This is a genomic window from cyanobacterium endosymbiont of Braarudosphaera bigelowii, from assembly GCF_020885515.1.
Taxonomy (GTDB): Bacteria; Cyanobacteriota; Cyanobacteriia; order Cyanobacteriales; family Microcystaceae; genus Atelocyanobacterium; species Atelocyanobacterium thalassa_A.
On the sequence record NZ_AP024987.1, the window covers coordinates 1,276,608 to 1,289,264 of the forward strand.

13 protein-coding genes are annotated in these 12,657 nt (G+C 29.6%); 7 read left to right on the forward strand and 6 right to left on the reverse strand.

Going from position 1 to position 12,657, the window contains the following annotated elements; genetic code table 11:
* Positions 1 to 41 precede the first annotated feature (41 nt).
* Both LPC16_RS05295 and LPC16_RS05300 read right to left on the reverse strand, forming a co-directional pair.
* Entirely contained in the window at positions 42 to 356 is a 315-nt protein-coding gene (locus tag LPC16_RS05295; protein ID WP_040055055.1) for a DUF3067 family protein, read from the reverse strand.
* 256 nt (positions 357 to 612) lie between these two features.
* Entirely contained in the window at positions 613 to 1,971 is a 1,359-nt protein-coding gene (locus LPC16_RS05300) for a UDP-N-acetylmuramoyl-tripeptide--D-alanyl-D-alanine ligase (protein WP_229637125.1), read from the reverse strand.
* A 597-nt stretch (positions 1,972 to 2,568) separates the two neighbouring features.
* Here LPC16_RS05300 and LPC16_RS05305 point away from each other — a divergent pair.
* Positions 2,569 to 4,083, forward strand: a complete 1,515-nt coding sequence (locus LPC16_RS05305) for a UDP-N-acetylmuramoyl-L-alanyl-D-glutamate--2,6-diaminopimelate ligase (RefSeq protein ID WP_229637127.1) — start codon at positions 2,569 to 2,571, stop codon at positions 4,081 to 4,083.
* 446 nt (positions 4,084 to 4,529) lie between these two features.
* Here the strand turns inward: LPC16_RS05305 and LPC16_RS05310 are convergent, their stop codons facing one another.
* Entirely contained in the window at positions 4,530 to 4,754 is a 225-nt protein-coding gene (locus LPC16_RS05310; RefSeq protein ID WP_229637132.1) for a ferredoxin family protein, read from the reverse strand.
* 120 nt (positions 4,755 to 4,874) lie between these two features.
* On the opposite strand from LPC16_RS05310, the gene LPC16_RS05315 reads away from it, so the two are divergent.
* The 3 genes from LPC16_RS05315 (at position 4,875) to LPC16_RS05325 (ending at position 8,968) form a co-directional block, all read left to right on the forward strand.
* The gene (locus LPC16_RS05315) at positions 4,875 to 6,020 is read left to right on the forward strand and encodes an AZOBR_p60025 family cell surface glycopolymer formation protein (RefSeq protein WP_229637133.1); all 1,146 of its coding nucleotides are present in this window, start codon (positions 4,875 to 4,877) and stop codon (positions 6,018 to 6,020) included.
* Between the two features lie 522 nt (positions 6,021 to 6,542).
* Positions 6,543 to 7,412 (forward strand): ferredoxin:protochlorophyllide reductase (ATP-dependent) iron-sulfur ATP-binding protein, encoded by an 870-nt coding sequence (bchL, locus tag LPC16_RS05320; protein WP_040055060.1) that lies wholly within the window; start codon positions 6,543 to 6,545, stop codon positions 7,410 to 7,412.
* A 158-nt stretch (positions 7,413 to 7,570) separates the two neighbouring features.
* Entirely contained in the window at positions 7,571 to 8,968 is a 1,398-nt protein-coding gene (locus LPC16_RS05325; protein WP_229637140.1) for a ferredoxin:protochlorophyllide reductase (ATP-dependent) subunit N, read from the forward strand.
* A 205-nt stretch (positions 8,969 to 9,173) separates the two neighbouring features.
* Here LPC16_RS05325 and LPC16_RS05330 read toward each other — a convergent pair whose 3' ends face one another.
* From LPC16_RS05330 to LPC16_RS05340, 3 genes are read right to left on the reverse strand one after another with little or no spacing between them, the layout of a single operon-like run.
* Positions 9,174 to 9,413 (reverse strand): 2Fe-2S iron-sulfur cluster-binding protein, encoded by a 240-nt coding sequence (locus LPC16_RS05330; RefSeq protein ID WP_229637142.1) that lies wholly within the window; start codon positions 9,411 to 9,413, stop codon positions 9,174 to 9,176.
* An 18-nt stretch (positions 9,414 to 9,431) separates the two neighbouring features.
* Positions 9,432 to 10,916 carry a cobyric acid synthase CobQ gene (cobQ, locus tag LPC16_RS05335; protein ID WP_229637153.1) on the reverse strand — a complete coding sequence of 495 codons (1,485 nt, stop codon included), beginning with the start codon at positions 10,914 to 10,916 and terminating at the stop codon, positions 9,432 to 9,434.
* A 49-nt stretch (positions 10,917 to 10,965) separates the two neighbouring features.
* On the reverse strand, positions 10,966 to 11,322 hold the full coding sequence (locus tag LPC16_RS05340; protein WP_407084201.1) for an Npun_F0494 family protein: 357 nt from the start codon (positions 11,320 to 11,322) through the stop codon (positions 10,966 to 10,968).
* Between the two features lie 150 nt (positions 11,323 to 11,472).
* Here LPC16_RS05340 and LPC16_RS05345 point away from each other — a divergent pair, with 150 nt between their 5' ends.
* The 3 genes from LPC16_RS05345 to rpsR all read left to right on the forward strand — a co-directional run bounded on the left by LPC16_RS05345 (position 11,473) and on the right by rpsR (position 12,610).
* On the forward strand, positions 11,473 to 11,913 hold the full coding sequence (locus LPC16_RS05345; protein ID WP_229637162.1) for a peroxiredoxin: 441 nt from the start codon (positions 11,473 to 11,475) through the stop codon (positions 11,911 to 11,913).
* 254 nt (positions 11,914 to 12,167) lie between these two features.
* Positions 12,168 to 12,362, forward strand: a complete 195-nt coding sequence (gene rpmG, locus LPC16_RS05350; RefSeq protein WP_229637163.1) for a 50S ribosomal protein L33 — start codon at positions 12,168 to 12,170, stop codon at positions 12,360 to 12,362.
* A 32-nt stretch (positions 12,363 to 12,394) separates the two neighbouring features.
* A complete protein-coding gene (gene rpsR / locus LPC16_RS05355) occupies positions 12,395 to 12,610 on the forward strand; it encodes a 30S ribosomal protein S18 (RefSeq protein WP_040055066.1) in 216 nt (71 codons plus the stop codon).
* The last annotated feature ends 47 nt before the right edge of the window (positions 12,611 to 12,657 follow it).

Sequence of the window (12,657 nt, forward strand, 5' to 3'; positions counted from 1 at the left end):
TTTTATTAAATATATTTAAAGAAAAATAAAATAACTAGGAATTAATTATCTAAAGTCCATTCAGAGTCCTTATCCTTGAAACTTAAGGGAATACTAACAGCTTTCCCCAAACGAGGTCGTTCTTTCGTAGTTTGTACATATGCAATAATCTCTTGTTCACTACCCCAAGCAGTTATATAATTCGCCACAGCATCAAAATGCTTAAAATATTCTTGTTCAGTCATTGGGAAAGATGCTTGTTCAAGATACTTCCACATTATTTGACAGAAAATTTGTTCTTTGACTTTTTTTAGCTGAATATCATAAGATTTATTCCATTTACTATAAAGCAATTCATATAATTCTTTCCCAGTCATCTTATTTTGCAACTCCTTGTTAAAGACTTTCCTAATATATAACAAAAGTTCGAAGAATATGGACAATATGTAATCTAAATAATTTAATTAAATAGATTACATATAAAATTATTTTATTAATTCTTTAAATCCTGTTTGGAAATTAATTACTAGAATGTTTACCTATAAACCTAACCTAAAATAAATTGTATAAATTTAATTTATCTTATAGCTAAAATTTAGTATTTTTAGAATCCTATGGTTTTATTATTAAAATTTACATAAAATGTTGATAAACTTGTTCAACTAATAATTTTAGATGAACAGAGTTAGAAGCCTTAAAGAGTACACGGTCCCCATCCTTAACTTCGCTAATTAATTGTTCTAGTAATTTTTTTTGATTTAAAAAACAATTTACCTCAATATCTTGAACTCCATCAGCAATAGCCTGAGCTTCATCATCACTAATTAGTATATAGAGTATGTCAATTTTTAATGTTTGTGCTGTTTCTCCAACTTCACGATGAAATTGAGAAGAATTTGCACCTAATTCTTTCATTGCACCTAAAACAGCAATATGCCTTTTTCCTGGAGTATCTTTAAGCATTTGCAAAGATGCTTTCATTGATTCTAAGCCTGCATTGTATGTCTCATCTAATAAAACGATATCTCCTGGTAAACTATATTTTTGTGATCGACCTTGAGGAATTTCAACTTTAATCTGTTTTGTAAGCATTTTCCAATCTAAACTTAAGCTTTTAACTACTGCTAAAGATGCTAAATAATTAATGGCATTATGGCGACCAACTAAAGGCAAAGGAAAATTCATATCCTCAACTTTCAAAGTTTTATCATTTACTAATTTTCCAATAACATCTCCTTGATCTAAACCATAAGTAAGTGTTTTACCTTTCCATACTTGGGATGCTGTTTTAATAAGTAACTCATCGTCATGGTTAAGAATAGCTATGCTATCAGATGGCATCTCAGATAATAATTCACATTTTGCCTGGGCAATAGCTTCTTTAGAGCCTAATCTTCCAATATGAGCTGTTCCAACATTAGTAATAATGCCAATACTAGGTTTAATTATTTTTGTTAATAAACGAATTTCTCCTAAGTTCCTCATACCCATTTCAATTACAGCAAAGTTATGGTGCTCAGATAATCCTAAAAGAGTACGTGGTACACCAATTTCATTATTATAATTAGCATAAGTTTTATGAACTTTTCCATATGTTGCTAAAGATGCTGCTATTAATTCTTTTGTAGTAGTTTTTCCGACCGATCCAGTTATAGCAATAATAGGAATTTTGTATTTATTTCTCCACCAACTTGCTATTTGCTGATAAGCTTCCAATGTATTACTAACAACTATTTGTGAAATTTTATGTATAGGATCTACCATAGCTTCTTCTTCAAGAATAATAACACTTGCTCCTTTCTCTATTGCTTGTCTAATAAACAAATGTCCATCAAAGTTTTCTCCATATAATGCTAAGAATGCATCACCTTTTCGAATTTTACGAGTGTCTGTACTAATTGAGCTAATGCTATCTAATAGTGATAAGTTAAGATACGATTTTTGTTGTTGGAAATTATTCTCTAAAATAGTAACAAGCTCATTAACATTCATTTGTTCGCCCTAATAATTTAATTATAATTTTTAAAAAGTTATTGATAGTATTCTTAAAAAATATTTTATCCAAAAAAAACGAGTAAAACTTTATAGTAATCATATATCCTGTAAATCAAGATATTAACATTGAAATAAGCATATAAGTAAGATTACAAGAATAAAATTATTTTTAATCTTATTCATACTTTAATATTTTGATAGCAGACTGTAAGCCTTGATTAATTATTTTCCATACAAGTCATATGATTGATACCTTAAGATCTAATTTATTCATATTGTTCTATATGGATAATGTGAATAAATTAACATATTTACTAAAAATCTTTTTGTAAATATACAATTAAATTCGAAGTTAAAGACATATTGTAAAATTTGTATTTTAAATAAATAATTTTATGTTATCCATGTGTTTTATTTCTAATTAAAATTCATATATTGAGATGTTTATTTATAATAAAAATATTCATGAATTGAATGCTTAATTTTTTTTGACTTCTTTTTTAGAAGCATCATTAATTTTATTCTGAATATAGAAACTTAAAAAATTGGTAATAGTCTAAATATTTACGTTTTAAAAACTTCAAAAAATTAATTATGGTAAAACTGTACGAACTGTTGAAAAAAGTTCCTAGTATTATCCAAATACCAACGCATAAAGCTTTAAATAAAAAAGTTGAAGGCATTTCTACTAATTCTCATTCTTGTAAACAGGAAGAAATTTTTATTGGTATGCCAGGAACTCGTGTAGATGGAGGTGAATTCTGGCAAAGTGCAATAAAGGCTGGTGCTGTTGCAGCTGTTATAAGTCCCCAAGCAGCTATTAAATTTCCTGCAAACGATCTTTATTGTGTAATTATTGTTGAAGATGTAATACTTACAGCCTCTGAAATTGCTGCAGCTTTTTATTCCTATCCTTCTAAGAAATTAAAAATGATAGGAGTAACAGGTACGAACGGGAAAACGACTACTACGCATTTAATTGAATATTTTTTGACTGAATGCCAAAAAGATACTGCCCTTATCGGAACTTTATATTCTCGCTGGAATGGTTTCAAACAAACTTCAGTCCATACCACTCCTTTCTCTCCTGAATTACAAGCGCAGTTATCTCAAGCAGTAATTGATAAAAATCAATATTGTGTAATGGAGGTAAGTTCTCATGCTTTGATTCAAGGAAGAGTGAAAGGATGTAATTTTGACGTAAGTATATTCACTAATCTGACACAAGATCATCTTGATTTTCATAAAAATCTAGAAAATTACTTCTTTGCAAAACAGTTACTATTTAGCTCAGAATACTTACAGGGGAAAGCAATTATAAATATAGATGATCCTTATGGGGAAAGATTAATTCAGGGCTTAGATTCTCAGTTAATATATAGCTATAGCATTGAAAATAATCTTGCTGATTTTTATACAACTAATCTTAAGTATAAACATGATCGAGTTGAAGGAGTATTACAAACACCTATCGGAAGTTACGAATTTCAGTCTCCTCTAGTGGGTAAATTTAATTTATCAAATTTGCTAGCTGCTATAGCGACATTATTCCAATTAAATATCAACTTAGAGATAGCTATTGAAAAACTACCTTATTTTCTTGGTGTTCCTGGAAGAATGGAAAAAATACAAATTAGTAAAGTACAGGATGTTACTGTAATTGTTGATTATGCTCATACTCCTGACAGTTTAAAAAATCTTTTAAAAGCCACTCGCCCTTTTGTCAGTGGAAAGATAATATCTGTTTTTGGTTGTGGTGGTGATCGTGATAGGACTAAGCGTCCTGTAATGGGCAAAATATCTGCAGAACTAGCTGATATTTCAGTTCTAACTTCTGATAACCCTAGAACTGAAGAGCCTGAGCAAATCTTATCCGATATACTGAAAGGTGTACCCCAATGTACAAATTTTTGGGTAATTAGTAATCGCAACGAAGCCATTAGAACAGCTATTTTGAAAGCTAATCCAGGAGATGGGATTTTGATTGCAGGTAAAGGACATGAAAATTATCAAATTTTAGGCACGGAAAAGATTTACTTTGACGATAGAGAGCAAGCAAGGGAATCATTGAGAGTTAGACTTGAGGGACCGCATGATTTATCTAATTAGAAATTTTACTTCACAATTTGTTGTAATCTCACTGAAACTATGTTTAGGTATTAATAAAATTTTAGTATGAAAGAATAGTTTGAGTTAGAGTATCTCAATTTTTTTAAAGCTAGTAAAAAACAGTATTCATAATTAAATAAGCAATGATTACTATTCAAATAAATTCTAAGAGAAAATCACAAAGCTTTTTTATCATTCCGAGTAACATCTAGTAATAATAAAAGTGCTTATTATTATGTAAAGTATAAACATTATGTAAAATATTTATACTTTACATATGTAAGAATTTAAGGTCTTTACTTACTTGTTGTTTGACAAAATATTAAATAAAGTTTCTTTATTTAATCAGGTTTCTTTCTATATATAATATATCCAAATTCATAACTTAGGATTTAATATATCTTATGCTTTATAAATACTGAGTAATAGATAGGAAAGTTATAATATCATGATATTTCTTGATATTCTGGTTTTTCTTCAGCTATTATGGCACCTTCTACAGGGCAAACCTGCAAACAGATTCCACAGTCAATACAGACTGAGAAATCAATCCAATACCAAGAAGTTCCTTTCAAGTTTTTACCTGGGCCTTCATGAATACAAGCAACAGGACAGGCTTCAGCGCAGTCGGCAACTCCTTCGCAAACTTTGGTAATAATAGTATGAGACAAAGTAATGCTCCTTTTCTAAATAATTTTAAACTATTTTATAACTATTTTATAACTATATATTGTTAGCCTTATTTAAGTTTTTTTTATAAAGCTTTAACTAGAAAAATTAATTAACACAAAATGTTAAAAAAAATTAGAAACGTATTATCTTCAGAATTTTTGAGTGTTATCTTTGCTCTAATTATAGTAGTTTCTGTTGCTACATATTTTTATTTTATTGAATTCGATAAGAATATTACAGGATTTTTTCGCATTGGTTCTGTTTTGCCTATTTCGCCTTATCTTTACCATAACAATTTATTTATTTATCAAAAAGAAATTGGTTATGATGGTCAACAATTTTTGAATTTAGCTCTCGATCCATTTTTAAATCATCCAGAAACACTAGATTCACTTGACCATCCAGTATATCGTTATCGACGAATCTTATATCCATTAATTAGTTATTTATTTGCATTAGGGAATAAGTCTTTAATTCCTTATATAATGATTGGAATTAACATTGTTTCGATAACTTTAATAGTCTATGTAATAAGCTTACATTATAGAGAAAAAGAAATTGTATCTTCATACAAGTCTTTATTGGCTTTATGTATTCCAAGTATTTGGATAGTACTATCTTTAGGAACATCTGACTTGCTTAGTAGCCTATTTTTAGTTACTTCTCTCTATAATTATTATAAAAATAATTATAGAAGTACAGCTCTAATGATTTCATTAGGTTGTTTAACTAGAGAGACTCTGCTAGTCGTATGGGCTTCGCTTTTTATATCAAGTCTTCTTGAAAATAAACATAAACAAATAAAGTATTTACTATATGGAATAATTCTTCCTATCCTATGGACATTTTACATAATACTTTTAGACTTACCTGGAAAAACAAGAATTGATGATAATTTTGGTATTCCTTTTTTAGGTATTTTTCATAAATTTATCAATATCCTAACGAATGGAATAAATACAAGTAATTTGTTTGAACTTTATATGTTTATCCTGTTACTTACAAGCTTTATTATTATTCCTTTATCTATAAAAAAAAATAGTAAAGACAATCTATTAATACAAATTTGCAATATTTTTTATGGAATTATATTTATTTTTAGCAGTTTTACAGTACTTAGTTATTATTTAGATTATTCAAGAGTTTTCATGGATGTCTATTTTTTACTATTATTTAGTCTGAACCATATCAAAACTCACGTAAGATTTTTCTTAATTTCCTGTATGAGTTTCGCAAGTTGTTTATTTTTAATATTTTATTCTTAATTTAATAGGCAATAGTTAATCTTTCTAAGGTTTGCAATTTCTTTGTTGTAAAACAGGATCCTAATTATTAAGGTAGTCTTTAATTTTTTCTTATTCTCTATATGTATATGTAAACTAATTCATAATTTTTGTTTTTCAAGGAGGGATCTTAACTGTTTAATAGATAATGATATACGCAATTATTTGTTTATTTCTGTATATTATTACCTACCACACTAAGAACTAATGATCAGATCTTAAAAATAAGAGTGAAGTTTTGTATCTAAAATCTTATTCTTTTTTTTATTAGGAATAAAAACTTTATCTATTTTTTAAGCTTATTATCTTCTATACGCTCAAAAAATGTTCTTAATGCTGTATTAATTATACTACTAATGCACACTTATTAATTAATGTTTAGCCTACGTTGGAATTCTTCGCTCTTTGCCCCATAATTTGATTAATAAGACTTATACATTTGCTTTTTTATAAAGCATCAGACTTAAAATCTTACTTCACTGTTAAAAATAGGAGATTTAATTAATGACTTTAACACTTGCAGTTTATGGAAAAGGTGGTATCGGAAAATCAACAACAAGCTGCAACATCTCTACAGCATTAGCTAAGAGAGGAAAAAAAGTATTACAGATAGGTTGCGACCCAAAACATGATAGTACTTTTACTTTAACTGGATTTTTAATACCAACTATTATCGACACGTTGCAAGAAAAAGATTTTCATTATGAAGATATTTGGCCTGAAGATGTTATTTATAAAGGATATGCTGGAGTAGACTGTGTAGAAGCAGGAGGTCCTCCCGCAGGAGCAGGTTGTGGAGGTTACGTTGTTGGCGAAACTGTAAAGTTACTAAAAGAGCTAAATGCTTTTGATGAGTATGATGTTATCCTATTTGATGTTTTAGGCGATGTAGTATGCGGAGGGTTCGCAGCACCTCTAAATTATGCAGATTATTGCCTAATAGTAACAGATAATGGTTTTGATGCCTTATTCGCAGCAAATCGTATTGCAGCGTCTGTTAGAGAAAAAGCAAGAACTCATTCATTACGTTTAGCCGGATTAATAGGAAATCGTACTTCTCAACGTGACTTGATTGATAAATATATAGAATCAGTGCCAATTCCTGTATTAGAAATACTTCCACTTATTGAGGAAATTCGGGTATCCCGTGTTAAAGGAAAAACCTTATTTGAAATGGCTGATCAAGATCCTTCTCTTAAATATGTTTGTGAGTTTTATTTAAATATTGCAGATCAATTATTGGCAATGCCTGAAGGAGTTATACCTAACGATGCTCAAGATAGAGAATTATTTACTTTATTATCTGACTTTTATCTTAATCCTGAACAATCTTCTGGTACTCAAGATCAAGAATTAGACCTAATAATGGTTTAGATTTAGAGTGCACTTTATCAAGTATTCTTTAGAAGATTTTAAAGTGCACATCTTAAAATTATCTTAATAAAAATTTTATAGAGATATTTTAATAAGATTATCTTTATCGTAAAAAAAATTGTTTTATATAAAACTTAAAAATAGGAGAAATATAAATAATGACTTCTGTAACAGAAACAACATCGGTACAGTTTGAATGTGAAACAGGTAATTATCATACCTTTTGTCCAATTAGTTGTGTTGCTTGGCTATACCAAAAAATAGAAGATAGTTTCTTTCTAGTTATAGGAACTAAAACCTGTGGCTATTTTTTACAAAATGCGATGGGAGTGATGATTTTTGCTGAACCTCGTTATGCTATGGCGGAATTAGAGGAAGGAGATATCTCTGCCCAGCTAAAGGATTATGAAGAACTTAAAAGATTATGTTTGCAAATTAAACGGGATCGAAACCCTAGCGTAATTGTTTGGATTGGTACTTGTACTACTGAAATCATTAAAATGGATTTAGAAGGATTAGCACCACAGCTAGAGGCAGATCTAGGAATCCCTATTGTAACAGCAAGAGCCAACGGACTAGATTATGCTTTTACCCAGGGCGAAGATACTGTACTAGCTGCTATGGCTCATAAATGTCCTAAAGTTATAAAAGAAGAAGAAAAAGAAGAAAGGAATTCTATTTACAAATTATTAAATTTTGGGAAAAAGAAAGAGACAATAGCAAAAGAAGAGTCTGAGTACATAGATCATCATCCTCTAGTTTTATTTGGATCATTACCCGATCCTGTAGTAACTAATTTAACTTTGGAATTAAAGAAGCAGGGTGTAAAAATTTCTGGATGGTTACCATCTAAGCGATATACCGAATTACCTATTATCGACGAAGGATATTATGTATGTGGCATCAACCCTTTCTTATCAAGGACTGCCACTACTCTTATGCGTCGTCGTAAATGTAAGTTAATTGGTGCACCCTTCCCAATAGGGCCAGATGGAACTCGTGCATGGATCGAAAAAATTTGCTCTGTATTTAATATTGAACCAAAGGGATTAAAAGAAAGAGAGGAACAAAATTGGAACAATTTAGAAGACTATATTAAGTTAATTCGAGGAAAATCAGTTTTCTTTATGGGAGATAATTTATTAGAAATTTCTCTGGCAAGATTTCTAATACGTTGTGGTATGACTTGTCAGGAAATTGGTATTCCCTATATGGATAAGCGTTATCAAAAAGCAGAATTAGATTTGCTTGAACAAACTTGTCATGAGATGGGAGTCTCTATTCCAACAATAGTTGAAAAACCTGATAACTATAATCAAGTTCAACGTATTTACAAATCAAAACCTGATTTGGTTATTACTGGTATGGCTCATGCAAACCCATTAGAGGCAAGAGGCATTAACACTAAATGGTCAGTTGAATTTACTTTTGCACAAATTCATGGATTTACCAATACTAGAGATATTCTGGAGTTGGTAACTCGTCCATTACGTCGTAATAATAATTTAAAAGAACTTGGATGGGAAAAACTGGTCAAAGAAGAAATTAAAATATAAGCTGGTTAAATAGTTTTCTTAGCACATATTAGTTTTTGTAAATAAAGTTACAAACTATACTCTAAAATCGTAGAGAAATGAAAAGTATAATAATTTAATATTTTTTATTTCTCTACAGAAAATATTAAATTTCATCTTTAAAGAAATATAAGTTTTATGTGTTAAATATTAAGATTTTAGATATACAAGCGAACTTTACTAAAAATTACCATCCTGTATCAGGATATAAAATAATATTTATATAGTTAGTTCCTGAAGGAATTGAACTAATACAAGCACACATATTATTACCTTCCTCCAATTCTATTTCACACGCATGACAGTATCCCATTAAACATCCAGTAGGAATGTTAATACCAGCACGTTTTGCTACTTCAAGTATTGGTTCTCCTACTTCAGCTTCAATAGTAATGTTATCAGGTAAAAAAGTGACTTGAACTTTCATAAAGTATTTCTTAAATAGCTATTTTAATAGTGGTGCTAAATCGATAAAGCTTTCAACTAAATCTGCTATGTCATCAAGTGCTTTTTCTCTTTGTTTTACATAATCTTCAACTTTTATTGAAAGGGGAGGTAATTTCTTTCTCCTTCTTAGACTATTTAACCACATTCTTCTCCACATACCATTCTCAAAAATTCCATGTAAGTAACATCCCCACATAGACAAATTTTTGTTAACGACTCCTAACGTAGGATCATCAAATAAGTAATGTAGTTGCTTATTTTTCACGATATCTGAATCTTTCAGAAAATTTGTAACTCCTTGATGTATCTCATAGCCTTTTACATTATGGCCTTCATGAGGATAGTTTGAAATAACTTCTCGTCTAAGTGTTGTCTTTTTAGAAGTTATTTTAGTCTCCATAGGCAGTAAGTTAAGACCCAAACATATTTCATGTTCTCCTTCTATTTTATCAGAATCAACAATTGTTTCTCCTAACATTTGAAATCCACCACAAATTCCTAATATAACTCCTCCTTCTTTAAAATATTCTTTTATCCGTATAGTCATGCCACTTTTATGAAGGGCAATTAAATCATTAATAGTAGTCTTCGAACCTGGAATAATTAAAACATCAGGATTACCTATATCTTGATTTAAATTTATATATTCTACGTTAATAGTATTTTCATATTTTAGAGGTTCGAAATCCGTGAAATTAGCTATGTGTGGTAGTCTTACGACTGTAATATTAATGTCTTTTGAACTTTTTTCTAGATTTCTGTTTAATAAATCCAGAGAATCTTCAGCAGAAAATACAATATCTGTTAAAGGAATTACTCCTAAAACAGGAATTTTAGTATAGCTCTCTAGCCACTTAATGCCTGAATTTAAGAGTAGCCGTTGTCCTCGAAATTTGTTGATAATAATACCTTTAATAAGGGAACGTTCAGCTTTATCTAATAACTGTAAAGTTCCTATAATATGAGCAAATGCTCCTCCCCTATCAATATCTACTATCAGTATGGTACGAGCATGTAAATATTTAGCAACTCTCATATTTGTTAGATCTCTATATTTCAGATTAATTTCTGCTGGGTTTCCTGCACCCTCACATATACAAAAATCAAACTCTGATTTTAAGATTTCTAGAGATGTTTTAATAGCTTTCCATCCTATTTTGAAATAATTTTGATAGTAATCTCCTGCTGATGTTGTTCCAATCACTTCACCATTAAGAATAACTTGCGATGTCATGTTTCCCTGTGGTTTTAGCAAGATTGGATTAATCTCTACTCTAGGTTCAATTTTTGCGGCCCAAGCCTGTACAGCTTGGGCATAACCAATCTCTTTTTCATCTTTGGTAACATAGGCATTAAGTGCCATATTTTGTCCCTTAAAAGGTGTGACTTTACATCCTTGACGAGCTAAAATTCTACAAATAGCAGCGGTGAGAAAAGATTTACCTGCATGAGATGTAGTTCCTACGATCATGATGGTTTTCATTAGAAACTTTCAACTCCGTAACTTAAATTATTCTTTTTCATATTAAATACTAAATAAGGGAATTTAAATAATATAAGAAACTATCAGACACTCGATCCAGTAATGACAGCTTATGAATATCTGTTCTCTTATTTTGCCATTTTTCTACTATTTTTTTCCCTAGAGGAGTTAAGCGAAAGCCATCAGTAATACCTTGTCCATCAACTTCTCTTCTTAAGATACCTACTTTTATTAACCATGTTAATCTCTGATCTATTTGTTGTTCAGACAAAAATTTGAGAGTATATCTCTTATTTTTTATCCGTGTATCAATAATTGTAGAGAAAGAAACACTTTGTTTTTTCATTGTTATAAATAATTCCAAAGAGAATGAGGAACATAGCAATGCTCTCTCTGCCCGAAGCATTGAATTGTTCGTATCAAAGTTACTAAAAAATAAAGTCACAATTTTTATTGCTATTAATTAAAAAGAGATTTTTTATTATGAAAGGTTTTCTATCTTCATGTAAAGTTTTATATTTAGACTAATAACTTTATTATTTATGAATGAAATATTATGACTTTAGCCGTTAAAACTATTGCACCTAACTTTACTGCCTTTGATGAGAAAGGAATAAAAATTTGCTTATCAGACTACAGGGGTAAAATTGTTGTTCTATATTTCTATCCAAAAGATGATACTCCTGGCTGTACACAAGAAGCTCAAAGTTTTCAAAATGATTATGAGAAATATCAAAATAGAAATATAATTATTTTTGGTGTCAGTATGGATAGTCAGGAATCTCATAAGACTTTTAAGGAAAAATTCAATTTACCTTTTCAACTTTTAGCAGATGAAGAAGGAATTTTGACTAAACTTTATGATGTTGCAGGAGAGAATTATTCTAGACGTGTTACATATATCATCAATGAAACAGGTATTATTGATCATGTTGATGAGAAAATAAATACTAAAACTCATGCCCAAGATGTTTTAAAAAAAATAAGCCAAGTATAGATATATTTAAGTTGACTTATTTTTATAATATAGTTTCTAGTTAATTACTATATAAATAGTGCCTGATTATTCAGAGACGTTATTTATATAGTAAAAATATCTAAAGTTTTAATATCTAAGATTTCTTTTTATAAGAAATCTTAGATATTAAGTAATTGAATTGTTTCTTGAATCTTGCAAATTTAACTAAAATATGAGACTATAATAGCTTGTGTATAAATATAAACTAATAGCTTAAGTTGTTAGGTTAAATTATGGCTAGTAAAAAAGGTGTTCGACTTATCATTACTCTTGAGTGTACAGAATGTCGAACGAATACAACAAAACGCTCACCTGGGGTTAATCGTTATACTACCAGTAAAAATCGTCGGAATACTACTGCACGATTAGAACTTAAAAAGTTTTGCCCCCACTGCAACAAACATACTACTCATAAAGAAATTAAGTAGTATCTTAATAAAAAATATAAAGAAAGTTAAGCATGAGCTATTATCGTAAACGTCTTTCCCCTATTCCTCCTAAGGATCCAATAGATTACAAAGATACTGAACTGCTTAGGAAGTTTATTACTGAACGAGGCAAAATTCTTCCCCGACGCATTACAGGTTTAACAGCAAAACAGCAAAGATCTCTAACAACAGCAGTTAAACGAGCAAGAATACTGGCCTTATTACCTTTTGTTAATAAGGAAGCCTAATGTTATCTCTTATTTAGATATCAGGGGTTGATATTTCAGAATGTCTC